Below are 26616 nucleotides of genomic sequence, written 5' to 3' on the forward strand. Positions count from 1 at the left end.
CGTCCGCGGACGCGGCTCCCGATCAGCCGCGGAACGTAGGCTGGAGCGGTGAATCGAACCGTCCGGATCGTCGGCCCTGCGCTCGTGCTCGTCGCCGCAGCGCTCGTCGCCCTCCTCGCGGCCCTGGCCTTCGGCGGGGGAGCCGCGGCTCCGCTGCTGAACGATCCCGGCCCCGTGGTCCGCTACGGCCTCCCCATCGCCAAGCTCGCCGTCAATCTGGGCGCCGCGGGCATGATCGGCTCGCTCGTGCTGACGCTGTTCGCGCTGAGCCCCCGCGCCGCCGCCGCGCGCGACGCCCGGTCGTCGTCCCGCGCGTCGACCGCGCACGCCTCCTCGCGCGCCGACCACGCCTCCTCGCGCGGTGGCCAGTCCTCGTCCCGCGCCGGATCGACGCGCACCGCGGTCGCCCCCGCGCGCACCGCGCCCGCCGGGGCCGCGCCCGAGCCGCGCACCGAGTTCTCGATCGCCCTCGACGTCGCCGCCGCCAGCGCCGCCTTCTTCGCGGCGGCCAGCGCGGTGACCGGGTTCCTGACCTTCCTCAACGTCACGCAGACGCCCCTGAGCCTCGACCGCGACTTCGGCACCAAGCTCAGCTACTTCATCGGCAGCATCGAGGTCGGCCAGGCCTGGCTCATCACGACCCTGCTCGCGGCCGTCGTCACCGTCCTCTGCTTCGCCGTCCGCAACCAGACCGCGCTCGTCTTCGTCACGGGCCTGGCCCTGCTCACGCTGCTGCCCATGGCGCAGCAGGGGCACGCGGCGGGAGCGAGCGGGCACGACGCCGCCGTCACGGCGCTGGGCCTGCACCTCGTCTTCGCGGCGATCTGGCTGGGCGGCCTCATCACCGTCATCGCGTTGCGGCCCCTGCTCGGCGGCTCCCGCCTGCTGCCCGTGATCGAGCGCTACTCCAGCCTCGCGCTCGTGAGCTTCGTCGTGGTCGCGGCGTCCGGCTACGTCAGCGCCGAGCTCCGGCTCGCCACCCTCGACAACCTGCTCACCGGCTACGGGATCCTCGTGCTGGTCAAGGTCGCGGCCCTGGTCGCGCTGGGCCTGTTCGGCGTGCTGCAGCGCCGCTACCTCATCGATCGGATGCGGAAGGCGGGCGGCGTCGGCGGCCGCAGCTTCTGGTGGCTCGTGGGCGCCGAGATCGCCTTCATGGGGATCGCCTCCGGAGTCGCCGCGGCGCTCGCGCGCACCGCGACCCCGGTCGACCAGATCGCCGCGAGCCAGCTGACTGATCCGACCCCGGCCCAGCTGCTGACGGGCGAGCCCCTGCCGCCGCCCGCGAGCGCGATGAACTTCCTCACGCTCTGGAACATCGACCTGGTCTGGCTCCTGGTCTGCTCCTTCGCCATCGCGTTCTACGTCGCCGGAGTGGTGCGCCTGCACCGCCGCGGCGACCGCTGGCCCCTGCACCGCACGATCCTCTGGATCGCGGGCATGCTCCTCCTGGCCTACATCACGAACGGCGGAGTGAACGCGTACGAGAAGTACCTGTTCAGCGCCCACATGCTCTCGCACATGGTCCTCACGATGGCGGTGCCGCTGCTGCTCGTCCCGGCGGCACCGGTCACGCTGATCGCCCGCGCCGCCGCCCGCCGCACCGACGGCTCCCGCGGCGCCCGCGAGTGGGTGCTGCTCGCCGTGCACTCGCGCTTCGCCACCGCGATCTCGCACCCGATCGTGGCCGCGCTGCTGTTCGTGGGGTCGCTCTGGGGCTTCTACTACTCCCCGCTGTTCCGCTGGGCCACCACGGACCACATCGGCCACGAGTGGATGATCGTCCACTTCCTCATCACCGGGTACCTGTTCGTCAGCGTGCTGATCGGAGTGGACCCGAGCGTGCACCGCGTGCCCTACGCGATGCGCCTCCTGCTGCTGCTGGGCACGATGGCGTTCCACGCCTTCTTCGGCCTCGCGCTGATGACGGGGGAGGGGCTGCTCCTCGCCGACTGGTACGGGGCGATGGGCTGGGGTACCTCCGCGCTCGCCGATCAGCAGGCGGCCGGCGGCATCGCGTGGAGCATCGGCGAGATCCCCACCCTCGCGCTCGCGATCGTCGTGGCGATGATGTGGAGCCGCTCCGACGCCCGCGAGACCAAGCGCCGCGACCGTCAGGCCGACCGCACCGGAGAGGCCGAGCTCACGGCCTACAACGACCGCCTGGCCGCCCTGCAGAAGCGCGGCTGACGCCCCGGGGTACGGGGGTCAGCCCCCCCCCGATGCGGGTGGGCGCACCCCCGCATCTCGCGCCACGTCCGACGCCGACGGCGCCTTCGTTCCTAGACTGGCCGCGCCGCTGGGCCGGGCCCTCCTCCGAGGCCGCGCCGGGCGGCTCGGACGAGCGAAGGGGGCCTCATGATCGAGGCACGAGGACTGACCAAGAGGTTCGGCGCCAAGACGGCGGTGGACGCGATCGACTTCACCGTCGAGCCCGGACGGGTGACGGGCTTCCTGGGCCCGAACGGGGCCGGCAAGTCGACGACCATGCGGATGATCGTCGGGCTGGACCGGCCGACGTCGGGCTCGGTCCGCGTCAACGGCCGGCCCTACGCCGAGCACTCGGCTCCGCTGCGCGAGGTCGGCGCCCTGCTCGACGCGAAGGCGGCGCACCGGGGGCGGTCGGTCCGCGACCACCTCCGCGTCATCGCCGCGACCCACCGCATCCCGCGCGCACGCGTGGAGGAGGTGATCGAGCTCGTCGGGCTGCAGAGCGTCGCCCGCAAGCGCGTGGGCGGCTTCTCGCTCGGGATGGGCCAGCGGGTCGGCATCGCGACGGCCCTGCTGGGCGACCCCCGGACGCTCCTGCTCGACGAGCCGGTCAACGGGCTCGACCCCGAGGGGGTGCGCTGGGTCCGCGACTTCGTGCGGGGCCAGGCGGCGGAGGGCCGCTGCGTCCTGCTGTCCTCGCACCTGATGAGCGAGATGGCGCAGACGGCGGATCACATCATCGTCCTCGGCCGGGGCCGCATCCTCGCGGACGCCCCCCTCGCCGACTTCCTCGCGGAGGCGCGCCCCCGGGTGCGCGTCGCGAGCCCCGAGGCCGACCGCCTGGCCGAGCTGCTCGCCGGAGGCGGCGCCCGGGTGGCCCGCACCGAGGGCGGGCTCGAGGTGGAGGGACTCGACGCCTCCGCGATCGGCGAGCTGTCGCTGCGCGGCGGCATCGTCCTGCACGCCCTCACACCGCTGACCCGCTCGCTCGAGGACGCCTACACCGCGATGACGGCGGACGCCGTCGAGTACGCCACCGCGACCGCCTCCGCCACGGAAGGAGCCGTCCGATGACCGCTCAGAGCACCGCACCCCGTCCTTCCACTCTCGACGGCGTCCGGCTCCGAGCCGGGGGAGTCGTCGCCTCGGAGGCGCTCAAGCTGGCGACCGTCCGCTCCACCTGGTGGTCGCTCGGCGTCTCGGTCCTCCTCGCCCTCGGTCTCGCGGCGATCCTCGGGGGGACCCTCGACGGTGTCGGATCCGCCGAGGGGGCGACTCAGCTGGCGGTCGCCGCCGCCACCGTGCACCTGCAGCTGGTCGGCCTCGTCGTCGCGGTCCTCGGCGCCCTCTCGATCGGAGGGGAGTACACGACCGGGATGATCCGGTCGACCTACACCGCCGTCCCACGCCGTCTACCCTCGCTGCTCGCCCGCACGGCGATGGTCGCCCTCGTCGCCTTCGTGCTCGGCCTGATCACCACGGGCGGGTCGTTCGCCCTGATCGCCTCCGGGCTGGCGGGCAGGGGAGCGGCGCCGGTGGTCGACGGCGAGGTCCTCGGCGCACTCGTCGGCGGCGCGTTCCACCTCGCCGTCGTCGGGGCCTTCGCCGTCGGGCTGGGCGCGCTGCTGCGCAGCTCCGCGGCGGCGATCGGCACCGCCGTCGGGGTCCTCTTCGTGCTCCCGATCGTCGTCTCGCTGGCGGGCTCGCTCCTCGACGCGCAGTGGATCACCGATGCGTCCGCCTATCTCCTCTCGAGCCTGGGGTCGACGCTCTCCCGCCTGCCGGACGAGTCCGGCACCGGCGTCGGCGTCGGCACCGCCGTCCTGGCCTCGCTGGCCTGGGTCGCCGCGGCCGTCGTGCCCGCCCTCCTGGTCACCCGCGTCCGAGACGTGTGAGCCGGTCGCAGAGCCTCCTCCCCAGGCCTCCGTCACCGTTGCTCCTGCCGGCGGTGACGGGGGAGGAGGCGGGGCGCCTGTCTCCGCTGGGTACAGTGGAGCGGTGACTCAGCCGACCCTCTCCGACGAGCAGCAGCGGGTCTTCGACCTCATCGAGAACACGCGCGAGCACCTGTTCGTCACGGGTCGCGCGGGCACGGGCAAGTCCACCCTGCTCAACCACCTGAGCTGGAACACCGACAAGCAGATCGTCATCTGCGCCCCCACCGGGGTCGCGGCCCTGAACGTCGGCGGCCAGACCATCCACTCGTTGTTCCGGCTGCCGATCGGCGTCATCGCCGACTCCGACCTCGACCAGCCGCCCGAGCTGCGCAAGCTCCTCAACACCATCGACACGCTCGTCATCGACGAGATCTCGATGGTGAACGCCGACCTGCTCGACGGGATCGACCGCAGCCTCCGGCAGGCGCGGCAGCGGCGCTCCGAGCCGTTCGGGGGCGTGCAGGTCGTCCTCTTCGGCGACCCGTTCCAGCTCGCGCCCGTCCCCGGCGATCCGGAGGAGCGCGCCTACTTCGCCGACCGCTACCGCTCGCTGTGGTTCTTCGACGCCCTCGTCTGGCAGGAGGCGCCGCTGCGGATCGTCGAGCTCGGCCGGATCCACCGGCAGAGCGACGAGCGCTTCAAGTGGATGCTCAACGCGGTCCGCTTCGGCATGGTGACGAAGGAGATCGCCGACGTGCTGAACGCGGCGGGCGCGCGGACGCCGCCGGCCGACGACGCGATCACGCTCGCGACCCGCAACGACACGGTCAACCGCATCAACCAGGCGGCGCTGGCGCGGCTGAAGGGCCCGCTGAAGACCGCCTCGGCCGAGATCAGCGGCGACTTCGGCGGGCGCGCGTATCCGGCGGACCAGAACCTCGAGCTCAAGATCGGCGCGCACGTGATGTTCCTGCGCAACGACTCCGAGCAGCGCTGGGTGAACGGCACGATCGGCCGCGTGACGAAGGTCGCGGGGACGGTGTGGGTCGAGGTCGACGGCGAGGTCCACGAGGTCGAGCCGGCGACCTGGGAGCGCTACCGCTACTCCTACTCCGCCGCGACGAAGAAGCTGACCCGCGAGATCGTCGCCGAGTTCGCGCAGTTCCCGCTGCGGCTGGCCTGGGCGGTCACGATCCACAAGTCGCAGGGCAAGACCTACGACTCGGCCGTGGTCGATCTCGGGCAGCGCGCGTTCGCGCCCGGGCAGACCTACGTGGCGCTCAGCCGCATCACGAGCCTCGAGGGCCTCTACCTGACCCGGCCGCTCCGGCCGAGCGACATCATCGTCGACAAGGACGTGCTGCGGTTCATGTCCGAGCGGCGGGCGGAGCCGGCGGCTGTCGCGGAGGCGTCGGCGGATTGACGCCCGGAGGAGGACGTCGGAGCAGGGGCCTCAGGCCGCCGCGCGGGTCCGGGCGAGATCGCGGAACAGCTCCGTCGTCAGCCGGTACGCCTCCGCGACCTCCGCGATGACCCGCTCGCGCTCCTCCTCGTCCCAGCCCGCGGCGTCGAGCTGCTCGCGGTAGGTGGCGCGGAAGGTCGACGGCGCGGCGATCTCGCCGAAGAGGAAGAAGCCGACGCCGTTGGTCTCGAAGCCGAACCGCCGCTGCAGCAGCCCGCGCACGATCGCGCAGCCGGAGAGGTCGCCGAGGTAGCGCGTGTAGTGGTGGGCGACGAAGCCGCCGCTCCAGCCCGAGGCCACGGTGCGGATGCGGTCGACGTAGGCGCTGGTCGAGGGCAGCGGGCGGATGCGCTCGCGCCAGTCCTCGCCGACGAGGAAGCGCAGGTCCTCCGCGATCGCGGGGAGCCGGGTGAGCTTGGCCGAGAGGAACGGCTCCGCGACCGGATCGCCGGCCATGTCCTCCGCTACGGCCTCGAGGGCCTCGTAGACGAAGTAGTGCTGCGAGACGAGCGCGATGTAGTCGTCGCGGCTGCCGGAGCCGGTCATCAGCGAGGTCATGAAGGCGGCGCCCTCGTCGTCCGCGCCGGACTGCCCGATGCGCAGGCGCAGGGCCTCGGAGAACGGGATGACGTTCGACACGGTGGCCTCCCTCGCTGCTTAGGTTGGCCTTACCTTAGCCGAGCGGAGTCGCCGGGACCAGAGGGCGTCAGTGCCCGTGTCCGCCGTCGACGACCGAGTGCATCATCCCGCCCATGTCGCCCGAGCCGCCCGAGGAGGCGGCCATGGCGGGGGTGGCGAGGGCCGAGACGGTGAGCGCTCCGGCCAGGAGCCCGACGAGCGCGCGCGACGGCGAGACGGCCTTCTCCTCCGCGCGAGGAGAGCGGAGCGAGACGGCCACCACAGCGACCGCGATCAGCTGGAGGACCGCGGCGGCCAGTGCGGGCAGGGGCTCGGCGAGTGCGCCCAGTGCCAGAGCGAGCGCGAACGCCGCCAGGGAGGCGACCGCCACGACCAGCGACGTGCGCGCCGCGACGATCCGGCCGCGCGCCAGGACGAGGACCGCCCAGAGGATCTCGACGGCGCCGAGGACACCGATCACCGGAGCCTGCACGCCCTCGCCGCCGGCGGCGAGCGAGAGGTGGACGAGCCCGGCGCCGAGTCCGGCGAAAGCGGCGTTGCAGCGGGCCACGGTGGTCATGGCGGCTCCTTCGCTGGTTCGGGGAAGAAGAGGAGGCCCCGGATCGACACACCGCATCGTGTCGTCCGGGGCCGTTCAGTCCGTCCGCCGCGGAAAACGGCGGGCCCACGGCGGACGGAGTAGAGGGGGGCGGCGGGTGCCGCCCGGGTCAGGCGGTCGCGGCGGTGCGCGTCCTCGCCGTCTTCTCGGTGCCGAGCCCGACTCCCAGGAGCACCAGCGCGCTGGCCAGGTGCAGGAAGTGGTCGGCGGTGTTCAGCGCCAGCACGTTCACGGCGGTGTCGACCAGGAAGAAGCCGACGATGCCCAGGAGCAGGTACACCGCTCCGACGGTCACGTTGACGGTCTTCGCCGCGGCGGCGGTCGACAGTCCCGCGATCAGCAGCGCGCCTCCGATGAGCAGGTGGGCGATGTTGTGCAGCGGGTTCACCTCGAAGATCCCGAGCAGGAGCCCGCCTTCGGTCGAGAGGAACTGCACGCCTCCGGTGACGACGAAGCCGAGGAGCCCGACGACGACGTAGACGGCTCCGAAGAGAGTCGCCAGCAGACGATTGGGGGATCTGCGCATGGTCTCTTACCTCCTTGGAGCAGCGCCTCTGCGCTGTACTCTCTCTCTTCGTAACCCGGCGCCTGCCGGTTTGGGAACGGGGTGGACTCCGCCGGTCACGGTCAGGACACGAATCGCGATCGGGCGCTCAGCGGCCCTCTCCGGCCGGACAGCGCCCCCGTACAGTGGTGCCGTTCGCAGACGACGGGGGAGTCGCACGGCATGGGATCTCGCAGACGGACGCGGACGGGACTGCTCGTCGTCCCGGTCCTCGTTCTCGCACTGGCCGGCTGCACGCCCGCCGCCGCCTCGCGGGTGGCGGAGGCGCCCGCGCAGGAAGCACCGGAGGAGCTCGCCTCCGCGCTGACGGGGTTCCTCGACGAGACGGTCGGCGTCGCCGGCGCGACCGGAGCGGTCGCCGGAGTCTGGTCGCCGTGGGGCGGCAGCTGGGAGGGCGCGGTCGGCTGGGAGTCGGACGAGCGCACCACCGCCCTCACCACCGACGCGCACCTGCGGCTCGGCACCGGCGGCACCGAGGCGATGACCTGCGACGTGGTCCTCGCCCTCGCCGACTCCGGCCGGGTCGACCTCGACGCCGACGTCGGCGAGACGCTCCGCTCCCTGCCCGGCATCGACGGGCTCACCCTGCGCGAGCTCTGCGCGCACACCTCCGGCCTGGCCGACTTCCGCTCGGCCCTCTGGCCGACCGTGCTCCAGAACCCTCCGCGGCAGTGGCCGACGCTCGAGCTGCTCGCCGCCGCCCAGGTGCGCGGCGCCTCGGCCGAGCCCGGAGCGGCGTGGTCCGACTCCGCCACCGGTCCGCTGCTCGCCGGCATCGTCGCGACGCAGGTGACCGGTCGGAGCATCGGGGAGCTCTACGACCAGTACGTGGTGCCGCGGTACGGGCTGCGCAGCACGGAGCTGCCCGGCGCCTCCGAGGTCGACCTGCCCGCTCCGTCCCCCCGCGGCTACGCGGTCGCGCTGGACCCGGCGACCGGGGAGAAGCGCTGCGACGTGCGCCTCGACGTCACCGCCGCGTCCCCGTCCGCCCTCGGCGCCGCGGGCGGAGCGCTGACCGATCTCGAGGACCTCCGGCGGCTGGCGACGGGCCTCGCGACCGATCCCGCGGGCGACGCGATGTGGCAGGACCCGGTCGTCCAGGGCCAGGGCCGCGCCGACTACCTCCGCGCCGGGCTCGGCGGGCACGAGGCGGGACCCCTCCGCGGCTTCTCGGGCCTCGCGCCCGGCTTCGTCACCGCGGCCTACTCCGACCCGGTCTCGGGCCTGACCGTGGCCGTCTCGATCAACAGCTCGACGCCCGGTGGCGACTTCGCCGCGACGGTCGCCCGCACCCTGGCAGCCATCGCCGTCGAGCAGGGAGCCGCGGCGGGAGCCGAGGGCCTGCCCGAGCTCCCGTGGACGGCCGACGGCGAGCGCGGCGCCGTACAGGGCACCCCGACGCGCTGCTGACCCGGCGGCGCCCTACTCTGGTGCCATGCCGATCACTCCCGACACCAAGGACTGGACCTGGGTCCTCGAGCGCCCCTGCCTCGAGTGCGGTTTCGACGCCTCGCTCGTCGACGCCGACGAGGTCGCCGGGCTCATCCGCGAGAACGCCGCCGCGTGGCCCTACGTGCTCGACCGCGACGACGCGGCGGGCCGGCCCGACGACGAGACCTGGTCGCCGCTCGAGTACGCCGCGCACGTGCGCGATGTGCACCGCATCTACCGCACCCGCGTGCAGCTGATGCTCGCCGGCGACGACCCGCTCTACCCCAACTGGGACCAGGACGTCACCGCCGTGGAGGAGCGCTACGACCAGCAGGACCCGGCCACGGTCGGCCGCGAGCTGGTCGAGTCGGCCGAGCGCATCGCCGAGGTGTTCGACTCCGTCGCCGGCGCCCAGTGGCAGCGCCGCGGTCGCCGCAGCGACGGCGCGGCCTTCACGGTCGACACGATCGCCCGGTACTACCTGCACGACGTCCAGCACCACCTGCACGACGTGCAGGGCTGAGCGCTCAGGTGTCGATGAGCTGCGGATTGAGGAACGAGAGCGTCCGCGCGTAGGCGAGCGCCGCGGAGGCGGGGCTCACCGCGTCGCGCAGGTTGCCGTTCGCGAAGTGCCGCTGCGTGTCCGGGTAGGTGTGCGCCGTGACCGGCGTCCCCGACTCCTTCAGCCGTCCGACGAACGACTCCGGGTCGTCGCCCGCGGGCCACTCGTCGCTCTGCGCGTAGTGCAGGAGGGTCGGGCACGGCACCAGCACGTGCTCCTGGGCGCCGAGGGTGGCGTAGTACGCGACGACCGCGTCCACGAGCCCGGTGCCCGCGGCGAGCAGCCCGAGGCGGCCGCCGAAGCCGAAGCCGATGACGGCGCTGCGCGGGGCCCCGGCCGCGACTCCGGTGCCGACCGCCTCGGCGACGGCGGCGAGGGTGCGGTCCTGCGCGGCCATCGCGGCGAGGTCTCGCGCGTCCTCCGGGGCGAGCGTGGCCCAGCCGTCGTAGAGGTCCGGCACGAGCACGTGGTAGCCGTGCTTCGCCACGGCCTCAGCGAACGGCTCCAGCCACGGAAGGCGCCCGAACACGTCGTGCAGCACGACCACCACGGGCCGGCCGGGGTGCCCGTACTCGAGGGCGACGCCCGGCGACGGGATCTGGACGAGCTCTGTCACCCCTCCACCCTGCCCTCTGCGTCCCCCGATCCCGCGCGCGGCCGCGGATCCGCCCGGCGTGTCGCGTCGGAACGCCGCTCGGGTGCCTCACCGCTCCGCGCGGCCGTGCGGCTCCAGCGGCAGGACGACCTGCTCGCGCAGGTGCTCGTAGACGACCGAGGTGCGCACGTCGGCGACCTCGCGGCGCTGGGTCAGCTCGTCGATGACGAAGGCGTAGAGGTCCTGGTTGTCGCGGACGGCGACGTGGATGATGAAGTCCTCCGAGCCGGAGGTGACGAACACGCCGACCGTCTCGTCGAGGCCGGCGACCCAGTCGCGGAAGGCCTCGATGATCTCCCGCGACGGCGGACGGATGCGGACCGCGATCAGCGCCTGCACGCCGCGCCCGAGGGCGGCGAAGTCGAGAGTGAGCGTCGCGCCGGTGATGACGCCGCGGCGCCGGAGGCTCCTCGTGCGGTCGAGGGCGGTGGTCGGCGAGACGTGCACGGCGGCTGCGAGGTCCCGGTTCGTGATCCGTGCATCCGACTGCAGGATGTGCAGGATCCGGACGTCGAGTTCGTCGAGTGCCGCTCCTGGGCCGTTCTGCTGGTCGTTCATACGGAGATCCTGCCGCAGGCGATCTCGACTGCCTACTGTTCGTGACGTCACTTCGCACGAACCGAGGAGCAGCATGACCGTCCCCGTCCCCGTCCCCGACGCCGTCGGCTTCCACCCCGACGAGATCGACACCGCCGCGCCCACCCGCTCGGCCCGCCTCAAGTGGGTGGTCGTCGTCGACGAGTCCCTCCCGGCCGGCCGCGCCGTGAACGCCGCGATCTGCGTGGGCGCCGCGACGGCCGCGCACGTCGCGGGACTGCTCGGACCGAGCCCCGCCGACGCCTCCGGATCGCTGCATCCCGGTCTGCCGTGGGCCGGCTGCACGGTCCTCGCCGCCGACGCGGCCGCTCTGCTCGCGATCCGGGCGAAGGCCGAGGCGCACGCGGGGACGTTCGTCGCCGACATGCCCGCCTCGGCGCAGGCCAACCGCGTGTACGACGAGTACAGGGAGGCCGTGGCGGCGAGCGGCTCCGACGAGCTGCAGTACCTCGCGGTCAGCCTGGTGGGGCCGAGGAACCGGATCGACAAGATGGTCGGTCGGCTGCCGCTGCTGGGCTGACCGGACGCCGCTGGGCTGACGGACGCCGCTGCAGCGCTGGAGGAGGAGCCGCTCGCCTCGGACGGAGGACCGGTCGCGGGCGAGGGGGAGGAGAGCGAGTGACGGGAATCGAACCCGCGCCATCTGCTTGGGAAGCAGAAGTTCTACCATTGAACTACACTCGCGCGGCGCCGCTCGGGCGCACCAGGACATCGTAGCAAGGCCCGCGACCGGCCCACGCCCCGGGGTCGCGCCACGCTCTAGGATCGCAGCGTGCTCCTCTCCGACCGCGACATCTCGCTCGAACTCGCCTCCGGCCGCGTGGGGCTCGCCCCGCACGATCCGTCGATGCTGCAGCCGTCGTCCGTCGATGTGCGCCTCGACCGCTTCTTCCGGCTGTTCGACAACCACCGCTACCCGTACATCGATCCGGCCGAGGACCAGCCCGAGCTGACCCGCCTGGTCGAGACGCCGCAGGGCGAGCCGTTCATCCTCCACCCGGGAGAGTTCGTGCTCGGCTCGACCTACGAGGAGGTGTCGCTGCCGGACGACATCGCTGCGCGACTCGAGGGCAAGAGCTCGCTCGGGCGGCTCGGGCTGCTGACCCACTCGACCGCCGGGTTCATCGATCCGGGCTTCACCGGCCACGTCACCCTCGAGCTCAGCAACGTCGCGACGCTCCCCATCACGCTCTGGCCGGGGATGAAGATCGGCCAGATGTGCTTCTTCCGCCTCAGCTCGCCCGCCGAGAAGCCCTACGGCTCGGCGGAGTACAGCTCGCGGTACCAGGGCCAGCGCGGCCCGACCGCGTCGCGCTCGGCGCTCAACTTCCACCGCACGGACGTCTACGCCGACTGACGCCCTCCGCGAGATGCCACTTCGGTACGCGACACGCCGGTGAATGCGTACCGAAGTGGCATCTCGCGGGGAGGGATCCGGGCGCGGGGGTCAGCCGAGCAGGCGGGGGAGCTGCAGCACGAGCCAGGGGGAGAACGCCCACGGCGTCGAGCGGACGGCGGCGAGCGTCGCCTCGGCGTCGACCCACTCGTAGTCCATGACCTCGTCGAGGCGCGGATCGAGGGCGTCGCGGCTCGACAACGTCGCCGTGTAGACGGGGCAGATCTCGTTCTCGACGACGCCGGACGCGTCGACCGCGCGGTAGCGGAAGTCCGGCAGGGCGACCTCCAGCGTGGCCAGTCGGGCGCCGAGCTCGCGCTCGGCCCGGCGGACGACGGCGTCCTCGATCCGCTCGCCCGGGGCGGGATGCCCGCAGAAGGAGTTGGTCCAGACGCCCGGCCAGGTGCGCTTCTCCAGCGCGCGGCGGGTCACGAGCAGCGCGCCGTCCGGGGAGAAGACGTGGCAGGAGAACGCGAGGTGCAGGGGAGTGGCCGTGTCGTGCACGGTCGCCTTGTCGGCGACTCCCACGGCGTTCCCGGCCTCGTCGAGGAGGACCACCTGCTCGATCCGGTCCGTCTGCACAGTGGCGGCTGGCGAAGTCATACCCGCAAGTCAAGCACGCCGCAACACATCAGCCGGCTTATCGTTTGGGTTCTCCCCTTTGTTAGCCTTCCCACGTGGATACGCGCGACCCCGTGGTTCTGTCCCGGTTGAGGCAGGAGCACGTCGATGCCGTCCTGGACAGGTTCTTCTCGTTGGCGAGGTCCCGGGCGGTGCGTCTCGGACCCCGCTACCTGACCCTCTGGCAGACGCTGGAGGCCAACACCCGCGGCGGCAAGCGCTTCCGCCCGCTGATGGTGATCTCGGCGTACGAGGCCCACGGCGGCCAGGATCCGGAGGCCGCCGCCCATCTCGGCGCGGCGTTCGAGCTGCTGCACACCGCGCTGATCGTGCACGACGACGTGATCGACCGCGACTTCGTGCGCCGCGGCGGCCCGAACGTCTCGGGCAGCTACCGCGACGAGGCGACGACCGCAGGCCTCTCCATCCCGATCGCCGAGCACCGCGGCACCTCGGTGGCCGTGATCGCCGGAGACCTCGCCCTCACCGGCGCCCACCGCCTCGTCGAGGGCGTCGGCGCTTCGGACGGCGTGCGCGCCCGCCTGCTCACCCTGCTCGACGAAGCCGTCTTCGCCTCGGCCGCGGGTGAGCTGGCCGATGTGGACTTCTCCCTCATGCCGGGCATGCCCTCGGTCGACGAGGTGCTCGAGATGGAGCGCCTCAAGACGGCCGTCTACTCCTTCGAGGCGCCGCTCCAGGCCGGAGCCATCCTCGCCGGAGCCTCGGACGCCGCGGTGGACGCGCTCGGCGAGTTCGGCCGCTGGATCGGCATCGCCTACCAGATCGTCGACGACCTGCTCGGCGTCTTCGGCTCGGAGGGTCAGACCGGCAAGACCACGCTGGGCGACCTCCGCGAGGGCAAGCGCACCGTCCTCATCGCCCACGCGGCCGGCACGGACTGCTGGCCCGACATCGAGGCGCTGATCGGCGACGAGCACCTCGCGCCGGAGACCGCGGAGAAGGTGCGCGGCATCCTCGAGGAGTGCGGCGCCCGCAGCTACGCCGAGGGGCTCGCGAACCAGTTCGCCGACCGCGCCTGGGCGGCCCTGGAGACCCCCGCGGTGTCGGAGGCGTTCCGCAACGAGGTCCGTCCGCTGGTGGCCAGCGTGGTCGGACGCACCCGATGAGCGCTGCCCGCCACGCGCGGATGCGCGCGACGATGCGCTCCGCCCGGCCGAGCCCCCGTACGGTGGCACGATGAGCCGCCAGAGCGAACTGTACGACCGCGTCGCGCACGAGTCGTCCGCGCAGGTGATCCGCCGCTACTCCACCTCCTTCGGGCTGGCCACGCGCCTGCTCGCCCCGGGCGTCCGCGTGCGGGTGGAGGACGTCTACGCCCTCGTGCGCGTCGCCGACGAGATCGTCGACGGCGTCGCCGAGGAGGCCCGTCTCGACCGGGCCGCGGTCGAGGAGTCCCTCGACGCCTTCGAGGCCGAGACCGAGCGCGCCCTCGCCTCCGGCTACAGCTCCAACCTCGTGATCCACGCCTTCGCGCGGACCGCTCGGGCGACAGGATTCGGCACCGAGCTCACCCGTCCGTTCTTCGCCTCGATGCGCGCCGACCTCCGCGAGACCGAGCACACCCCCGAGTCCTTCGAGGCCTACGTCTACGGCTCCGCCGAGGTCGTGGGGCTGATGTGCCTGCACGTGTTCCTCGCGGCGCCGGACGCGGGGCTCGTCTCCGAGGCCGCCCGCGAGCGGCTCGTGGCCGGAGCGCGCCGCCTGGGCGCCGCGTTCCAGAAGGTCAACTTCCTCCGCGATCTCGCCGCCGACGTCGACGGCCTCGGCCGCAGCTACTTCCCCGGAATCGACCCGCGCGCGTTCTCCGAGCGCGACAAGGCCTCGCTGCTCGCCGACCTCGACGACGACCTCGCCGAGGCCGCCGCCATCGTGCCCGAGCTCCCGCGCTCCAGCCGGCGCGCGGTCCTGCTCGCCCACTCCCTCTTCGCCGCCCTGGCCGACCGGATCCGCGCGACGCCCGCTGAGGAGCTCCTCCGCGCCCGCGTCAGCGTGCCCACGGCCACCAAGGCGGCGCTCGCCGCGAGGGCGGCCGTCTCGACCCTCGGCCCGCGCCTGGGCCCCGGCCCCGTCCGCGCGACCCGCTCGAGGACCGGCCCGCACCGCGCCGTCGTCATCGGCGGCGGGATCGGCGGGCTCGCCTCCGCCGCGCTGCTCGCGCGCGACGGCTACGACGTGACCCTCCTGGAGGCGCGCGAGGCCGTCGGCGGCCGCGCCGGCTCATGGGAGCACGAGGGCTTCCGCTTCGACACCGGTCCCTCCTGGTACCTGATGCCCGAGGTGTTCGACCACTTCTTCCGCCTGATGGGCACCAGCGCCGAGGAGCGCCTCGACCTCGTCACGCTCGACCCCGGCTACCGCGTCTACAGCGAGGGCGTCGACGAGCCGATCGACGTGCTCGCCGACCTCGAGTCCAACCTCGCGCTCTTCGAGAGCATCGAGCCCGGAGCGGGCGAGCGGATGCGCGCGTACCTCGACTCCGCGCGCGACACCTACGAGATGGCCAAGCGCCGCTTCCTCTACACGAGCTTCTCCTCCTTCCTCCCGCTGCTGCGCCGCGACGTGCTCAGCCGGACCGGGAGGCTCGGCCGCCTGCTGCTCACGCCGCTCGACACGTTCGCGGCGACGGCGGTCACCGACAACCGGCTGCGCCAGATCCTCGGCTACCCGGCCGTCTTCCTCGGCTCCTCGCCGTTCGCCGCGCCGAGCATGTACCACCTGATGAGCCACCTCGACCTCGCCGACGGCGTGCTCTACCCGATGGGCGGATTCACGAAGCTGATCGAGGCGGTCGCCGACGTCGCCGAGGAGGCGGGCGTCACCGTCCGCACCTCCTCGCCCGCGACGCGGATCCTCACCGCGCGCTCGCCCCGCGGCGGGCGCCGAGGCGCCGAGGTCGTCGGTGTCGAGTTCACGGGCCCCGACGGCACGGAGCGGATCCCCGCCGACCTGGTCGTCAACGCCTCCGACCTCTTCACCACCGAGCAGTCGCTCCTCCCCGAGGAGCTGCGGACCTACCCGCCGTCCTATTGGGAGAAGCGCGAGCCCGGCCCGAGCGCCGTCCTCGTCCTCCTGGGCGTGCGCGGGGAGCTGCCCGAGCTCGAGCACCACACCCTGCTCTTCACGAAGGACTGGCGCGACAACTTCGACAAGATCTTCGGCGAGCACCCGACCGTCCCCGACCCCGCGTCGATCTACGTCTGCCGCCCGAGCGCGACCGACGCGAGCACGGCTCCGGAAGGGCACGAGAACCTGTTCGTGCTCGTGCCGATCCCGGCCGACACCTCGATCGGTCACGGCGGAGTCGACGGCGCGGGCGACGCGCGCGTCGAGGCCATCGCCGACCAGGCCGTCGCGCAGATCGCGACCTGGACCGGCGCGACCGATCTGGCCGAGCGCATCGTCGTCCGCCGCACCATCGGCCCGGCCGACTTCGAGAGCGATCTCGGCGCCTGGCGCGGCTCGATGCTCGGGCCGGCCCACGTCCTCTCGCAGAGCGCCTTCTTCCGCGCCGGGAACGTCAGCAGGCACGTCGACGGGCTGCTCTTCGCCGGCAGCTCCACGATCCCCGGCATCGGCCTGCCGATGTGCATCATCAGCGCCGAGGTCATGCTCAAGCGCGTGCGCGGCGACGTGTCGACCGAGCCGCTGCCCGTGCGGGAGACGCCGTCGGCTCCGGTCGCGCCCGTCGCCGTGGGGGAGTAGGCGTGGGGATCCTCTACCTGCTCGCGCTCCTCGTCTCGATCACCGGGATGATCGTGCTCGACCGCCGCTTCCGGCTGTTCTTCTGGGCGGACGCCCGCCGCGCGGCGATCGTGCTGCCCGTGGGAGTCGCGTTCTTCCTGGTCTGGGACCTCGTGGGGATCGGCCTGGGCGTGTTCTTCCGCGGCGAGACCTCCTACATGACCGGTCTGCAGCTCGCTCCGGAGCTCCCGGTCGAGGAGGTCCTCTTCCTCACCCTGCTCTGCTACCTGACGATGGACGTGCACGGCTTCCTCTCGCAGCGGGTCGCCCGGCGGGCGGAGGCGCGCGCGTGACCTACCTCCTCCTCAACGCCGTGTTCCTCGCGGTGGTGCTGGTCCTGCTGCTGCTCGCGCTGCGCCGTCGCGTCCTGCGCCTGCCCGCCGTCCTCGGCACGCTCGCCGTGCTGCTGGTGACGACCGCCGTGTTCGACAACATCATGATCGGGGTGGGCCTGCTGGTCGCCTACGACGACGACCTGATCTCGGGGATCCGGATCGGCGTCGCTCCGATCGAGGACTTCGCCTACGCGATCGCCGCGGCCCTCGCCCTCCCGGCGCTCTGGGTCCTCCTGCCCTCGCGACGTCGGAGCGAGCCGTGAACCGGCTGCGCGCGCTGTTCGTCTCGAGCCGCCCGCTGAGCTGGGTCAACACCGCCTACCCGTTCGCGGCGGCGTACCTGCTGACCACCCGCGAGATCGACCTCGCCTTCGTGCTCGGCACGATCTACTTCCTCATCCCCTACAACCTCGCGATGTACGGGATCAACGACGTCTTCGACTACGAGTCCGACCTGCGGAACCCCCGCAAGGGCGGCGTCGAGGGAGCCGTGCTCGACCGGAGCGAGCACCGCGCGACGCTGATCGCGGCGGTGGCCACGAACGTGCCGTTCCTGGTGGCGCTGGTGCTGCTCGGGTCCCCGGTCTCCTGGCTGGTCCTCGCGATCAGCGTCTTCGCCGTGATCGCCTACAGCGCGCCGGGGCTCCGCTTCAAGGAGCGGCCCTTCGTCGACTCGCTGACCTCGGCCACCCACTTCGTCAGCCCCGCCGTCTACGGGATCGCCCTCGCGGGCACCGTGGTCACCGGACCGCTGGTGGCGCTGCTCGTGGCGTTCTTCCTCTGGGGGATCGCGAGCCACGCCTTCGGAGCGGTGCAGGACATCCTGGCCGACCGGGCGGGCGGCATCGGCTCGATCGCGACCGTGATCGGGGCGAAGGCGACCACGCGCTTCGCCATCGGCGCCTACGTCGCGAGCGGACTGCTCCTGCTCCTGCTGCCCTGGCCGGGGACCCTCGCGGCGATCCTCGCGGTGCCGTACGCGGTGAGCATCTGGCCGTACCGGTCCCTCGAGGACGCCGAGGCGGAGCAGGCGAACGCGGGCTGGAAGCGCTTCCTCGCGCTGAACTTCCTGACCGGCTTCCTCGTCACGCTCCTGCTGATCGTGTTCTGGATCGCCACGGTCTGACCGCGTCCGGCGGCGCGCGCGGAGAGACGTCGGCCGCGTCTCCGTGCGCCGGGCCTCGTCAGTCCCGGCGGGCGGGCGGAGCGAGCTGCGGCTCCGGCACGACGGGGGCGGTCGCCGGCGGGCGGCGCACCGGCAGGAGCAGCACCAGTCCGACGGCGAGGACGAGGACGAGCCCGAGGATGCCCCAGTACTGCACGTTCGCCTCGCCGCTGCCCGAGACCGCCGCGGCGATCGAGACGGCGGCCGCGAAGGCGGCGGGAGCGAGGAACGAGGCCGCGCGCCCGGTGGTCGCGTAGAGGCCGAAGATCTCGCCCTCGCGTCCCTCCGGGATGAGGCGGGCGAGGTAGCTGCGGCTCGCCGACTGCGCCGGGCCGACGAACAGGCACAGCAGCAGGCCGAAGATCCAGAACACCGTGCTCCCCCCGTCGTGCAGGACGAAGACGGCCGTGCCGCAGACGACCAGGCCGATGAGCGACGCGACGATCACGGCCTTGGGGCCGATGCGGTCGTCGAGCGCGCCGACCGAGATGGTCGCCACTCCGGCCACGACGTTCGCGGCGATCGCGAACAGGATCACCTCGCCGGCGTCGAAGCCGAAGGTGCCCTGCGCCAGCACGCCGCCGAAGGTGAAGACCCCGGTGAGCCCGTCGCGGAACACCGCGCTGGCGATGAGGAAGGCCACCGTGCTCCTGCTCTCGCGCCAGAGGGCGGCGACCTGCGCGAAGAGCGCGCGGTAGGAGGCGATCACGCCGACGCGCTCCGCCCGGCTCGCCCGCGCCGGCGTCTCCGGCACCGCGACCAGCACCGGGAGGGCGAAGACCGCGAACCACACGCCGGCGACCAGGATCGAGACGCGCACGTCGAGGCCGTCGTCCCCCGTCACCCCGAAGAGCCCGACCTCGGGCGAGATGAAGCCGACGTACACGATGAGCAGCAGGACGATGCCGCCGACGTACCCCATGCCCCAGCCGAAGCCGGAGACGCGGCCGATGGTCGCCCGGGTCGAGACCTGGAGGAGCATCGCGTTGTAGTTGACGCTCGCGAACTCGAAGAAGACCGTGCCGACCGCGAGCAGTCCGAGTCCCAGCCAGAGGAGAGCCGGGTCGGGGCGCACGAGGAACATCAGCAGGATGCAGAGGACGACGACGGAGGAGTGGACCCCCAGCCAGAACCGGCGGCGCCCGCCGAGGTCGGCCCGGCGGCCGGTGATCGGCGCGATGACGGCGACGACCACGCCGGCGGCGGCGAGCGACCAGCCGAGCGCGGCCGAGACTCCGCTCGATGTGCCGAAGAGCCCGTCGGTGGTCAGGTAGACGGTGAAGACGAAGGTGGTCACCACCGCGTTGAAGGCCGAGCCGCCCCAGTCCCACAGGCCCCAGGCGAGGACGGGCCAGCGGCCGGTGCGCGTCGTCATGGGCCCACCGTAGGGGGAGGAGGTGAACGGCCGGAAGCCGCGGGACCCGCGAGTCTGAGAGTTGAGCCGATGCGACTCAACTTCTCGCCTCCGGACTTGACGCGAGACGACGGATGCGTAAACTTGAGCGTGCGGGGCTCAACTCCCGCAGAGGATTCCGCACCACCCGTCAACTGACCGGCTGCCGCCCGCGCGACGCCGATCGCGAAGGAGAACAACGCATATGTCCCGTGCCGTAGGCATCGACCTGGGAACCACCAACTCTGTCGTGGCCGTCCTCGAGGGAGGCGAGCCCACCGTCATCGCCAACGCCGAGGGCTTCCGCACCACGCCGTCCGTCGTGGCGTTCACCAAGGACGGGGAGGTGCTCGTCGGCGAGACCGCGAAGCGCCAGGCCGTCACCAACGTCGACCGCACCATCGCGTCGGTCAAGCGCCACATGGGCACCGACTGGACCTTCGGCGTGGAGGACAAGAAGTACACCCCGCAGGAGATCTCGGCCCGCATCCTGGGCAAGCTCAAGCGCGACGCGGAGCAGTACCTCGGCGACAAGGTGACCGACGCGGTCATCACCGTCCCGGCCTACTTCAACGACGCCGAGCGCCAGGCGACCAAGGACGCCGGCGAGATCGCCGGCCTCAACGTCCTGCGCATCATCAACGAGCCCACCGCGGCCGCTCTCGCCTACGGCCTCGACAAGGGCAAGGAGGACGAGCTCATCCTCGTCTTCGACCTCGGCGGCGGAACGTTCGACGTCTCCCTCCTCGAGGTGGGCAAGGACGACGACTTCTCGACCATCCAGGTCCGCGCGACCTCGGGCGACAACCGCCTCGGCGGCGACGACTGGGACCAGCGCGTCGTCGACCACCTGGTCAAGCGCTTCAAGGACTCGACCGGCGTCGACGTCTCGAAGGACAAGATCGCGCGCCAGCGCCTCAAGGAGGCCGCGGAGCAGGCGAAGAAGGAGCTGTCCTCGAGCACCTCGACCAGCATCCAGCTGCCCTACCTCTCGCTCACCGAGAACGGCCCGGCGAACCTCGACGAGACGCTCACCCGCGCCAAGTTCGAGGAGCTCACCAGCGACCTGATCGAGCGCACCCGCAAGCCCTTCACCGACGTCATCGCCGAGGCGGGCGTCAAGGTCGAGGACATCGCGCACGTGGTCCTCGTCGGCGGCTCGACCCGCATGCCGGCCGTGGCCGAGCTCGTCAAGAAGCTCACCGGCGGCAAGGAGCCCAACAAGGGCGTCAACCCGGACGAGGTCGTCGCCGTCGGCGCCGCGCTGCAGGCCGGTGTCCTCAAGGGCGAGCGCAAGGACGTCCTCCTGATCGACGTGACCCCGCTCTCGCTGGGCATCGAGACCAAGGGCGGGATCATGACCAAGCTCATCGAGCGCAACACCGCGATCCCGACCAAGAGGTCCGAGACCTTCACCACGGCCGACGACAACCAGCCGTCCGTCGCGATCCAGGTCTTCCAGGGCGAGCGCGAGTTCACGCGCGACAACAAGAACCTGGGCACGTTCGAGCTGACCGGCATCGCGCCGGCCCCGCGCGGCATCCCGCAGGTCGAGGTCACCTTCGACATCGACGCCAACGGCATCGTCCACGTGTCCGCGAAGGACAAGGGCACCGGCAAGGAGCAGTCGATGACGATCACGGGCGGCTCGTCGCTTCCCAAGGACGACATCGACCGCATGGTCCGCGAGGCCGAGGAGCACGCCGCCGAGGACAAGGCCCGCCGCGAGGCCGCCGAGATCCGCAACAACGCCGAGACCCTGGCGTACTCGATCGACAAGCTGATCAAGGACAACGAGGACAAGCTGCCCGAGGACGTCAAGTCCGAGGTGCAGGGCGACGTCGACGCGCTGAAGACCGCGCTCGCCGGCGACGACGACGCGGCCGTCAAGACCGCGTTCGACGCCCTCAACGCCTCGCAGACCAAGATCGGCCAGGCGATCTACTCCCAGGACCAGGCCGCGCAGAGCGCCCCCGCGGACGCTCCGGCCGACGGTGACAAGAAGGACGACGAGGACATCGTCGACGCCGAGGTCATCGACGAGGACGAGCCGAAGGACACGAAGTAGCCATGGCAGCCGAGAACGAGCCCCAGGACCTCCCCGAGGAGCAGCCGGTCACCGGCGGCGAGGCGGGAGCCGAGGCGGCGAAGGACGCCCAGGACCAGGAGGGCCTCATCGAGGCCGAGGGGCCCGACGTCGAGACCAGCCTCTCGGACGCCGACCTCTCGTTCCTCTCGGGCCAGTCCAGCGCCGAGACGCTCGCGGCCGAGCACCTCGCCGACCTCCAGCGGGTGACCGCGGAGTACGCGAACTACCGCAAGCGCACCGAGGCGAACCGCCAGGTCGACAAGGAGCGGGCGATCGGCGACGCGGTGAAGGTCATCCTCCCCGTGCTCGACGACCTCGACCGCGCCGAGAAGCACGGCGACCTCGCCGAGGGCGGGCCCTTCACGGCCATCGCGCAGAAGCTGCGCGGCGGAGTGGAGAAGCTCGGCCTGGTGAAGACCGGCGCCGTGGGCGACCTGTTCGACCCGAACATCCACGAGGCGATCTTCCAGCAGCCCACCCCCGGCGCCGAGACCTCCACGGTCGCGGACGTCGTCGAGGCGGGCTACTACCTCGGAGGCTCGCTGCTGCGGGCCGCCAAGGTGGTCGTGGCAGTCCCCGCCGACTGACCCCGCCACCGGCACCACCACCGCGGAGGACCCCGCCCCGCTCGGCAGCACGCTGCCGGACCGGGGCGGGGTCCCTCGCCGCATTCGACACAGGAAGAGGCACATGGCCAGCCAGGATTGGTTCGACAAGGACTTCTACAAGGTCCTCGGCGTGTCCAAGGACGTCTCCGCCGCGGACCTGAAGAAGACCTACCGCAAGCTCGCCCGCCAGTTCCACCCCGACTCCAACCCGGGGGACGCGAAGGCCGAGGCGCGCTTCAAGGAGATCAGCGAGGCGTACACCGTGCTCTCGGACGCCGAGCAGCGCAAGGAGTACGACCAGATCCGCGCCATGGGCGGCGGAGCGCGCTTCACCGCGGGCGGCCAGCCAGGAGGGTTCGACGACGTCTTCGGCGGCATGTTCGGCCAGGGCGGGCGCACCTCCTACAGCACCCAGCAGGGCCCGCCGCCCGGCTTCGAGGACATCCTCGGCGGCATGTTCGGCGGCGGAGGCAACCGCTTCGGCCAGCCCAGCGGCGGCTACCGCGGCTTCGGCGGCCCGCAGAAGGGTGCCGACGTCACCGCCAGCACCACCATCGACTTCCGCACCGCGACCCGGGGCGACACCGTCCAGCTGCAGACCGGCGACGGGCGCACACTCTCGGTGCGCATCCCGGCCGGCGTCGCCGACGACCAGAAGATCCGCGTCCGCGGCAAGGGCCGCCCCAGTCCGGACGGCGGCGAGCCCGGCGATCTGGTGCTCACCGTCTCGGTCCGCAAGCACCCCGTGTTCGAGCGCGACGGGCTGAACCTGCGGGTGGCGGTCCCCGTCACCTTCGTCGAGGCCGTCTTCGGCGCGACGATCGAGGTGCCGACCCTCGGCGGCGAGCCTGTCAAGCTGCGGGTCGCCGCCGGAACCCCGAGCGGCCGTGTCCTGCGCGTCAAGGGCCGCGGCGTCACGACCCCCAAGGGCACGGGCGATCTGCTCGCCGTCCTGCAGGTCGCCGTCCCGAGCCACCTGTCCGGTGCCGCCCGGGAGGCCCTCGAGGCCTACGCCGCCGCCGAGCCGGACGAGGACCCGCGCGAGGACATCCTGGAGAAGGCCCGCTACTAGCACCGGTTCGGCGCGACCGGTCGGAGGAGGAGACATGGACGAGAACACGCCCGTCTTCGCGATCGCCGTCGCCGCCGAGCTGGCGGGGATGCACCCGCAGACCCTGCGGCAGTACGACCGGCTCGGGCTCGTGAGCCCGACCCGGACCGCGGGCAAGTCGCGTCGCTACTCGATGCGCGACGTGGTGCAGTTGCGCGAGGTCGCCCGGCTGTCCTCCGAGGGCGTCTCGCTCGAGGGCATCGCGCGCATCCTGCAGCTCGAGAACCAGGTGCAGTCGCTCTCGCAGCGGGTGCGCGAGCTGGAGTCGGCCCTCGCCGACGAGCTCCTGAACCGGCCGGGCCGCCGTGTGTTCGCCGCCGGCCTCGAGGGCGACGTGGTCACTCTGCGCCACGGGACGCGCGCGCAGCGCCGGACCGAACTGGTCGTCTGGCGCCCCGCGCCACGATCAGGCGCCAGCGACGACGCCACGCCCTGAACGAGGGGTAGCCTGACCAGGCGCCGCCCCATCACCGCGGCGCCCGCTCCTCCGCTCGGGGCGGAGAGCAGGAGGACCGCCGTGGACGACGACAGCAGCACCCCGCGCGACGAGCGCGACGCCCCCCTGGAGCAGACGCCTCCGGAGGCCGCACAGGAGCAGGCCGCGCAGGAGCAGGCGCCGGTCGGCTCGCGCCAGGAGCAGGCCGAGGGCGCCGCCCGCGCGTCCCGCAGGACGCCCGTCGTCCCCGACAACGGGTTCACCCGCGAGTCCTACGCGATCCACGCCACCCGCAGCGAGCTCCCCCTCTTCTCGGATGCGCTGAACACCGGTCGCGACGACTCCGGCTGGCTGTCGTCCCTCTCGAGCACCCTCGCCGGCCCCTCCGGGCCGGTCGGCTCCCCGCGCTCGGCCGCCGAGACGGCGCAGGCCGCGCTCGACCGCCGCACCCGTCGCCGGAGCGACGAGTCCGACTCCTGAGCCGCGGCCCCGGCTAGTCGCGCAGGCGCGTCGCGGCCATCCGGGCGTCGACCAGGCGGCCGCCGCTGAGGCGGGCGAGGATCACGGAGCCGAACGGAAGAGCGCGCACGAGGGGCAGCCCTTCGACCCGCTCCTCGTCGGTGTAGCCGAGGAGGACGTACATCCCGACCACGGCGATCGCGGCGATCGTCGCGACCCGAGCCGGGATCTGGTCCATCGTGCCGCCTCCGCCGTCGATGGGCTCGGCGAGCGTGACGCACAGGAGGAAGATCGACGCGTAGACCGCCAAGTGCACGTGGGAGCGGCTCCACGGGCGCGCGAGCGCGGCGATCGGCAGGATCCAGAGGGCGTACCAGGGGTGGATGGCGGTCGACGCGGTCACGAACGCGAGCAGCGCGCCGGAGAGGCGGGCGAGCGGATCGATCGAGCGCCGCGACAGCATGAGGCGCGCGGCGATCAGGCCGGCGAGCCCGAGCGCGAGGATCTTGACCACCGCGATCGCCGCGGCGGGGTCGTGACCGGTGAACTCGACGGCGCGGGAGACCGAGACCGTGACGAACGACATCGGCGCGTACCAGTGCAGGATCGAGCCGGGCACGACCATCGCCGCGACCCAGCCGACTCCGACCCCGGCGAGCAGCCCGACGGCGACCACGAGGCCGAGCGCTCCGGCGCCGGTCCAGAGCCAGCCGCGGGCGCGCTCGCGCCACGTCGCGTCGTGGCGCAGCCACAGCAGCGCGAGCACGGGGAGCGCGATCACGGCGATCGGCTTGATCGCGATCGCTCCGGCCATCAGCACGACGGCGGCGATGCGGCGGTCGGTCTGGGCGTAGTAGAGCGACGCGAGGATGAGCGCCAGCATCACGGAGTCGTTGTGGCCGGCGACGACGAAGAGCACGAGGGTCAGCGGGTTGGCGACGATCGTCCAGGCGGTGAGCGGGACAGAGAGGCCGCGCAGGCGCGCCAGGCGGAGCGCGTAGACGGCCATCACGGCCACTCCGGCGACCGACACGGCGCGGAGAATCGCGATGGAGAGCTCGGGAGCGCCGTAGCCCGCGAACTGCACGGCGGTGCGCTCGATCAGGAGGTAGAGGGGCCCGTAGGGCGTGGGCGTGTCGGCCCAGAGCGGGTCGACGCCGAGGTCGAACCAGCCGGGGAGCGTCGCGACGCCGTGCGTGTAGGGGTCGATGCCCTGGGTCATCAGGCGCCCCTGCGCCACGTAGGAGAACATGTCGTGGCTGAACAGCGGCACCGTCACCAGCAGCGGAGCGGTCCAGGCGAGGGCCGCCACCACGACGGTGCGGACGGAGCCGGGGCCCGCCGCGAGGGCGACCGTGCGCAGGCGGAGCCACGCGATCAGCAGCAGCATCCCGCCGCCGACGACGAGGGCGCCGCTGGACTCGGTGAGCCAGCCCGTGGCGCGGATCGAGGCGATGAGGGGCCAGTCGCGGATGGGCGAGTCGGCGGGCAGGTAGCCCACGCCGAGCGAGCCGAGGAGGATCGCGATCGAGCCCAGCAGGCCTGTCGCCAGCGGAGCGGCATCCATGAAGCGGAGCCGCGGGCGGCGCTGCCGTCCCGTCGCCCGGGCCGTGTCCGGCCGCTCGATCGTCCCCCGTGAAGCCATCGGAGCCACGCTAAAGGATGGGACTCCGAAGTGCATGGACGGGCGGTGAACGGTTGATCAGTCGGCGCTCAGGTTGTACAAGCACCCGCACGCGCATCGATCAGGGCAGGCGCGGCACCGGAGCCGGCTCTGCGAAGCGCAGCTGGTTGCCGAACGGATCGATCACATCGAGCGCGAAGCCGAACGGCGTGCGGGTGATCCGCGGGTTGAGGTAGGGGTACGCCTTCGCGTCGAGCTCGGCGTGCAGCTCGCGGACTCCGCGGAGGGCGACGTGCACCGCGGCGCCGGGACTGCCGTCGCGGTGGTGCTCGCTGAGGTGCAGGCGCAGCCCCGAGCGCGACACCTGCAGGTAGAGAGGGGCGTCGAGCGCGGCGCGGTGCTCCCAGTCCACCTCGAAGCCGAGGTAGTCGACGTAGAACTCGCCCGCCTTGGCGACCGAGAAGATCCGCAGGATCGGCACGGCCGCCTCCAGCCGCACCGGCTCGAGGCGGTCCGGCTCCTCCGCGCTCGACCGGTCCCGTGCACGCCGTCTCGTCTCCACGCCACGAGGCTAGCCGCCCCGCGGTCGGCCCGGCGCCGGAGGGTCAGTCGACGAGATCGAGACCTCGCAGCAGCCGGAGGGTCTCGACCCCGGCGGGCGGGCAGCGGCCCGCATCGGAGCCGTCGACCCAGTGCAGCGAGTCGATCTCGCCGCTCGGGCGCGCCTCCCGGTCGAGCTCGGCGGCGAAGACGCTCATGTGCACCTCGCGCCCCTCCGGCTCGCCGTGCGCCTGGGTGCGGACGGTGAACAGGGGCTCGAGGCCGACCGCGACCGCGCCGAGCTCCTCGCGTGCCTCGCGGGCCGCCGCCTCGATCCCGCTCTCGCCCTCGTCGACCTTGCCGCCGGGGAGGTAGAGGACCTCCCGGCCCCGCGCCGTGACCATCAGGACGCGCCGGTCGCGGAGGACGGCGACGGCGGACACGACGATCGGCGGGAGGGTGCTCATCCGCTCATCATGC

At 72.5% G+C, this 26616-nt stretch carries 28 protein-coding genes and 1 tRNA gene; 18 read left to right on the top strand and 11 right to left on the bottom strand.

Going from position 1 to position 26616, the window contains the following annotated elements:
* Positions 1–48: 48 nt before the first annotated feature.
* The 4 genes from C5C24_RS06850 (at position 49) to C5C24_RS06860 (ending at position 5511) form a co-directional block, all read left to right on the top strand.
* Positions 49–2190, top strand: coding sequence for a bifunctional copper resistance protein CopD/cytochrome c oxidase assembly protein (locus C5C24_RS06850; protein WP_258065075.1), 2142 nt, complete (start codon positions 49–51; stop codon positions 2188–2190).
* Positions 2191–2358: 168 nt separating this feature from the next.
* Entirely contained in the window at positions 2359–3285 is a 927-nt protein-coding gene (locus C5C24_RS06855; protein WP_104276254.1) for an ABC transporter ATP-binding protein, read from the top strand.
* A complete protein-coding gene (locus C5C24_RS18370; RefSeq protein ID WP_258065076.1) occupies positions 3282–4106 on the top strand; it encodes an ABC transporter permease in 825 nt (274 codons plus the stop codon). The genes C5C24_RS06855 and C5C24_RS18370 overlap by 4 nt, the downstream gene beginning before the upstream one ends.
* Positions 4107–4209: 103 nt before the next feature.
* Entirely contained in the window at positions 4210–5511 is a 1302-nt protein-coding gene (locus C5C24_RS06860) for an ATP-dependent RecD-like DNA helicase (RefSeq protein ID WP_104222908.1), read from the top strand.
* A gap of 30 nt (positions 5512–5541) precedes the next feature.
* On the opposite strand, the gene C5C24_RS06865 is transcribed toward C5C24_RS06860, so the two are convergent.
* The 3 genes from C5C24_RS06865 to C5C24_RS06875 all read right to left on the bottom strand — a co-directional run bounded on the left by C5C24_RS06865 (position 5542) and on the right by C5C24_RS06875 (position 7313).
* A complete protein-coding gene (locus tag C5C24_RS06865) occupies positions 5542–6189 on the bottom strand; it encodes a heme oxygenase (biliverdin-producing) (RefSeq protein ID WP_104281338.1) in 648 nt (215 codons plus the stop codon).
* Positions 6190–6256: 67 nt separating this feature from the next.
* Positions 6257–6748 (bottom strand): hypothetical protein, encoded by a 492-nt coding sequence (locus tag C5C24_RS06870; protein WP_104281339.1) that lies wholly within the window; start codon positions 6746–6748, stop codon positions 6257–6259.
* A 148-nt stretch (positions 6749–6896) separates the two neighbouring features.
* The gene (locus tag C5C24_RS06875) at positions 6897–7313 is read right to left on the bottom strand and encodes a DUF4383 domain-containing protein (RefSeq protein ID WP_104281340.1); all 417 of its coding nucleotides are present in this window, start codon (positions 7311–7313) and stop codon (positions 6897–6899) included.
* Between the two features lie 201 nt (positions 7314–7514).
* Here C5C24_RS06875 and C5C24_RS06880 point away from each other — a divergent pair, with 201 nt between their 5' ends.
* Both C5C24_RS06880 and C5C24_RS06885 read left to right on the top strand, forming a co-directional pair.
* Positions 7515–8762: a serine hydrolase gene (locus C5C24_RS06880; RefSeq protein WP_104304602.1), complete on the top strand. Its 1248-nt coding sequence runs from the start codon at positions 7515–7517 to the stop codon at positions 8760–8762.
* A gap of 25 nt (positions 8763–8787) precedes the next feature.
* Positions 8788–9306 (top strand): DinB family protein, encoded by a 519-nt coding sequence (locus tag C5C24_RS06885; protein WP_104304603.1) that lies wholly within the window; start codon positions 8788–8790, stop codon positions 9304–9306.
* 4 nt (positions 9307–9310) lie between these two features.
* On the opposite strand, the gene C5C24_RS06890 is transcribed toward C5C24_RS06885, so the two are convergent.
* Both C5C24_RS06890 and C5C24_RS06895 read right to left on the bottom strand, forming a co-directional pair.
* Positions 9311–9961 carry a dienelactone hydrolase family protein gene (locus C5C24_RS06890; protein WP_104281342.1) on the bottom strand — a complete coding sequence of 217 codons (651 nt, stop codon included), beginning with the start codon at positions 9959–9961 and terminating at the stop codon, positions 9311–9313.
* A gap of 87 nt (positions 9962–10048) precedes the next feature.
* A complete protein-coding gene (locus tag C5C24_RS06895; RefSeq protein WP_104276246.1) occupies positions 10049–10558 on the bottom strand; it encodes an Lrp/AsnC family transcriptional regulator in 510 nt (169 codons plus the stop codon).
* A 73-nt stretch (positions 10559–10631) separates the two neighbouring features.
* Here C5C24_RS06895 and C5C24_RS06900 point away from each other — a divergent pair, with 73 nt between their 5' ends.
* The gene (locus C5C24_RS06900) at positions 10632–11117 is read left to right on the top strand and encodes a DUF2000 domain-containing protein (RefSeq protein ID WP_104304604.1); all 486 of its coding nucleotides are present in this window, start codon (positions 10632–10634) and stop codon (positions 11115–11117) included.
* 93 nt (positions 11118–11210) lie between these two features.
* Here C5C24_RS06900 and C5C24_RS06905 read toward each other — a convergent pair.
* Positions 11211–11281, bottom strand: a tRNA-Gly gene (locus C5C24_RS06905).
* Between the two features lie 88 nt (positions 11282–11369).
* On the opposite strand from C5C24_RS06905, the gene dcd reads away from it, so the two are divergent.
* Entirely contained in the window at positions 11370–11954 is a 585-nt protein-coding gene (gene dcd, locus C5C24_RS06910; RefSeq protein ID WP_104304605.1) for a dCTP deaminase, read from the top strand.
* Between the two features lie 90 nt (positions 11955–12044).
* On the opposite strand, the gene idi is transcribed toward dcd, so the two are convergent.
* Positions 12045–12596, bottom strand: a complete 552-nt coding sequence (gene idi, locus C5C24_RS06915; RefSeq protein ID WP_104222897.1) for an isopentenyl-diphosphate Delta-isomerase — start codon at positions 12594–12596, stop codon at positions 12045–12047.
* Positions 12597–12766: 170 nt separating this feature from the next.
* On the opposite strand from idi, the gene C5C24_RS06920 reads away from it, so the two are divergent.
* The 5 genes from C5C24_RS06920 (at position 12767) to C5C24_RS06940 (ending at position 17837) form a co-directional block, all read left to right on the top strand.
* Positions 12767–13741 carry a polyprenyl synthetase family protein gene (locus tag C5C24_RS06920; RefSeq protein WP_244229492.1) on the top strand — a complete coding sequence of 325 codons (975 nt, stop codon included), beginning with the start codon at positions 12767–12769 and terminating at the stop codon, positions 13739–13741.
* Positions 13742–13811: 70 nt separating this feature from the next.
* The gene (gene crtI, locus C5C24_RS06925) at positions 13812–16337 is read left to right on the top strand and encodes a phytoene desaturase family protein (RefSeq protein ID WP_104304606.1); all 2526 of its coding nucleotides are present in this window, start codon (positions 13812–13814) and stop codon (positions 16335–16337) included.
* Positions 16338–16339: 2 nt separating this feature from the next.
* Positions 16340–16669 carry a lycopene cyclase domain-containing protein gene (locus C5C24_RS06930; protein WP_104276241.1) on the top strand — a complete coding sequence of 110 codons (330 nt, stop codon included), beginning with the start codon at positions 16340–16342 and terminating at the stop codon, positions 16667–16669.
* Complete coding sequence (locus C5C24_RS06935; RefSeq protein WP_104276240.1) at positions 16666–16974, top strand: lycopene cyclase domain-containing protein; 309 nt, start codon at positions 16666–16668, stop codon at positions 16972–16974. Before C5C24_RS06930 ends, C5C24_RS06935 begins: the two co-directional genes overlap by 4 nt.
* Positions 16971–17837 (top strand): prenyltransferase, encoded by an 867-nt coding sequence (locus C5C24_RS06940; RefSeq protein WP_104276239.1) that lies wholly within the window; start codon positions 16971–16973, stop codon positions 17835–17837. The genes C5C24_RS06935 and C5C24_RS06940 overlap by 4 nt, the downstream gene beginning before the upstream one ends.
* A gap of 58 nt (positions 17838–17895) precedes the next feature.
* On the opposite strand, the gene C5C24_RS06945 is transcribed toward C5C24_RS06940, so the two are convergent.
* Positions 17896–19251, bottom strand: a complete 1356-nt coding sequence (locus C5C24_RS06945; protein ID WP_104276238.1) for an MFS transporter — start codon at positions 19249–19251, stop codon at positions 17896–17898.
* 223 nt (positions 19252–19474) lie between these two features.
* Between C5C24_RS06945 and dnaK the strand changes: the two genes are divergently transcribed.
* The 5 genes from dnaK (at position 19475) to C5C24_RS06970 (ending at position 23993) form a co-directional block, all read left to right on the top strand.
* Positions 19475–21337 carry a molecular chaperone DnaK gene (gene dnaK / locus C5C24_RS06950; RefSeq protein ID WP_104222890.1) on the top strand — a complete coding sequence of 621 codons (1863 nt, stop codon included), beginning with the start codon at positions 19475–19477 and terminating at the stop codon, positions 21335–21337.
* Positions 21338–21339: 2 nt separating this feature from the next.
* Positions 21340–21945, top strand: coding sequence for a nucleotide exchange factor GrpE (locus tag C5C24_RS06955; protein WP_104276237.1), 606 nt, complete (start codon positions 21340–21342; stop codon positions 21943–21945).
* 103 nt (positions 21946–22048) lie between these two features.
* A complete protein-coding gene (locus C5C24_RS06960; protein WP_104304607.1) occupies positions 22049–23038 on the top strand; it encodes a DnaJ C-terminal domain-containing protein in 990 nt (329 codons plus the stop codon).
* A 34-nt stretch (positions 23039–23072) separates the two neighbouring features.
* Positions 23073–23513: a heat shock protein transcriptional repressor HspR gene (locus C5C24_RS06965; RefSeq protein ID WP_104276235.1), complete on the top strand. Its 441-nt coding sequence runs from the start codon at positions 23073–23075 to the stop codon at positions 23511–23513.
* Positions 23514–23594: 81 nt separating this feature from the next.
* Positions 23595–23993 (top strand): hypothetical protein, encoded by a 399-nt coding sequence (locus tag C5C24_RS06970; protein ID WP_104304608.1) that lies wholly within the window; start codon positions 23595–23597, stop codon positions 23991–23993.
* Between the two features lie 13 nt (positions 23994–24006).
* Here the strand turns inward: C5C24_RS06970 and mptB are convergent, their stop codons facing one another.
* From mptB to C5C24_RS06985, 3 genes are all read right to left on the bottom strand, one after another.
* Positions 24007–25617, bottom strand: coding sequence for a polyprenol phosphomannose-dependent alpha 1,6 mannosyltransferase MptB (mptB, locus tag C5C24_RS06975; protein ID WP_146082544.1), 1611 nt, complete (start codon positions 25615–25617; stop codon positions 24007–24009).
* Positions 25618–25717: 100 nt separating this feature from the next.
* Positions 25718–26158, bottom strand: coding sequence for a glyoxalase superfamily protein (locus C5C24_RS06980; protein WP_208543318.1), 441 nt, complete (start codon positions 26156–26158; stop codon positions 25718–25720).
* Between the two features lie 43 nt (positions 26159–26201).
* Entirely contained in the window at positions 26202–26603 is a 402-nt protein-coding gene (locus tag C5C24_RS06985) for an NUDIX domain-containing protein (protein WP_104304610.1), read from the bottom strand.
* Between the last annotated feature and the right edge of the window lie 13 nt (positions 26604–26616).

The sequence above is a fragment of the Rathayibacter sp. AY2B3 genome (assembly GCF_002931755.1).
Classification (GTDB): Bacteria; Actinomycetota; Actinomycetes; order Actinomycetales; family Microbacteriaceae; genus Rathayibacter.

Bases quoted from the DNA above. Each gene is read 5' to 3' on its own strand.
- C5C24_RS06900 (WP_104304604.1), top strand. From the start codon at position 10,632: ATGACCGTCCCCGTCCCCGTCCCCGACGCCGTCGGCTTCCACCCCGAC.
- dnaK (WP_104222890.1), top strand. From the start codon at position 19,475: ATGTCCCGTGCCGTAGGCATCGACCTGGGAACCACCAACTCTGTCGTG.
- C5C24_RS06880 (WP_104304602.1), top strand. From the start codon at position 7,515: ATGGGATCTCGCAGACGGACGCGGACGGGACTGCTCGTCGTCCCGGTC.
- C5C24_RS06985 (WP_104304610.1), bottom strand. From the start codon at position 26,603: ATGAGCACCCTCCCGCCGATCGTCGTGTCCGCCGTCGCCGTCCTCCGC.
- C5C24_RS06875 (WP_104281340.1), bottom strand. From the start codon at position 7,313: ATGCGCAGATCCCCCAATCGTCTGCTGGCGACTCTCTTCGGAGCCGTC.
- C5C24_RS06965 (WP_104276235.1), top strand. From the start codon at position 23,073: ATGGACGAGAACACGCCCGTCTTCGCGATCGCCGTCGCCGCCGAGCTG.
- C5C24_RS06960 (WP_104304607.1), top strand. From the start codon at position 22,049: ATGGCCAGCCAGGATTGGTTCGACAAGGACTTCTACAAGGTCCTCGGC.
- idi (WP_104222897.1), bottom strand. From the start codon at position 12,596: ATGACTTCGCCAGCCGCCACTGTGCAGACGGACCGGATCGAGCAGGTG.
- C5C24_RS18370 (WP_258065076.1), top strand. From the start codon at position 3,282: ATGACCGCTCAGAGCACCGCACCCCGTCCTTCCACTCTCGACGGCGTC.
- C5C24_RS06955 (WP_104276237.1), top strand. From the start codon at position 21,340: ATGGCAGCCGAGAACGAGCCCCAGGACCTCCCCGAGGAGCAGCCGGTC.
- C5C24_RS06895 (WP_104276246.1), bottom strand. From the start codon at position 10,558: ATGAACGACCAGCAGAACGGCCCAGGAGCGGCACTCGACGAACTCGAC.
- C5C24_RS06885 (WP_104304603.1), top strand. From the start codon at position 8,788: ATGCCGATCACTCCCGACACCAAGGACTGGACCTGGGTCCTCGAGCGC.
- C5C24_RS06855 (WP_104276254.1), top strand. From the start codon at position 2,359: ATGATCGAGGCACGAGGACTGACCAAGAGGTTCGGCGCCAAGACGGCG.
- mptB (WP_146082544.1), bottom strand. From the start codon at position 25,617: ATGGCTTCACGGGGGACGATCGAGCGGCCGGACACGGCCCGGGCGACG.
- C5C24_RS06945 (WP_104276238.1), bottom strand. From the start codon at position 19,251: ATGACGACGCGCACCGGCCGCTGGCCCGTCCTCGCCTGGGGCCTGTGG.
- C5C24_RS06870 (WP_104281339.1), bottom strand. From the start codon at position 6,748: ATGACCACCGTGGCCCGCTGCAACGCCGCTTTCGCCGGACTCGGCGCC.
- crtI (WP_104304606.1), top strand. From the start codon at position 13,812: ATGAGCCGCCAGAGCGAACTGTACGACCGCGTCGCGCACGAGTCGTCC.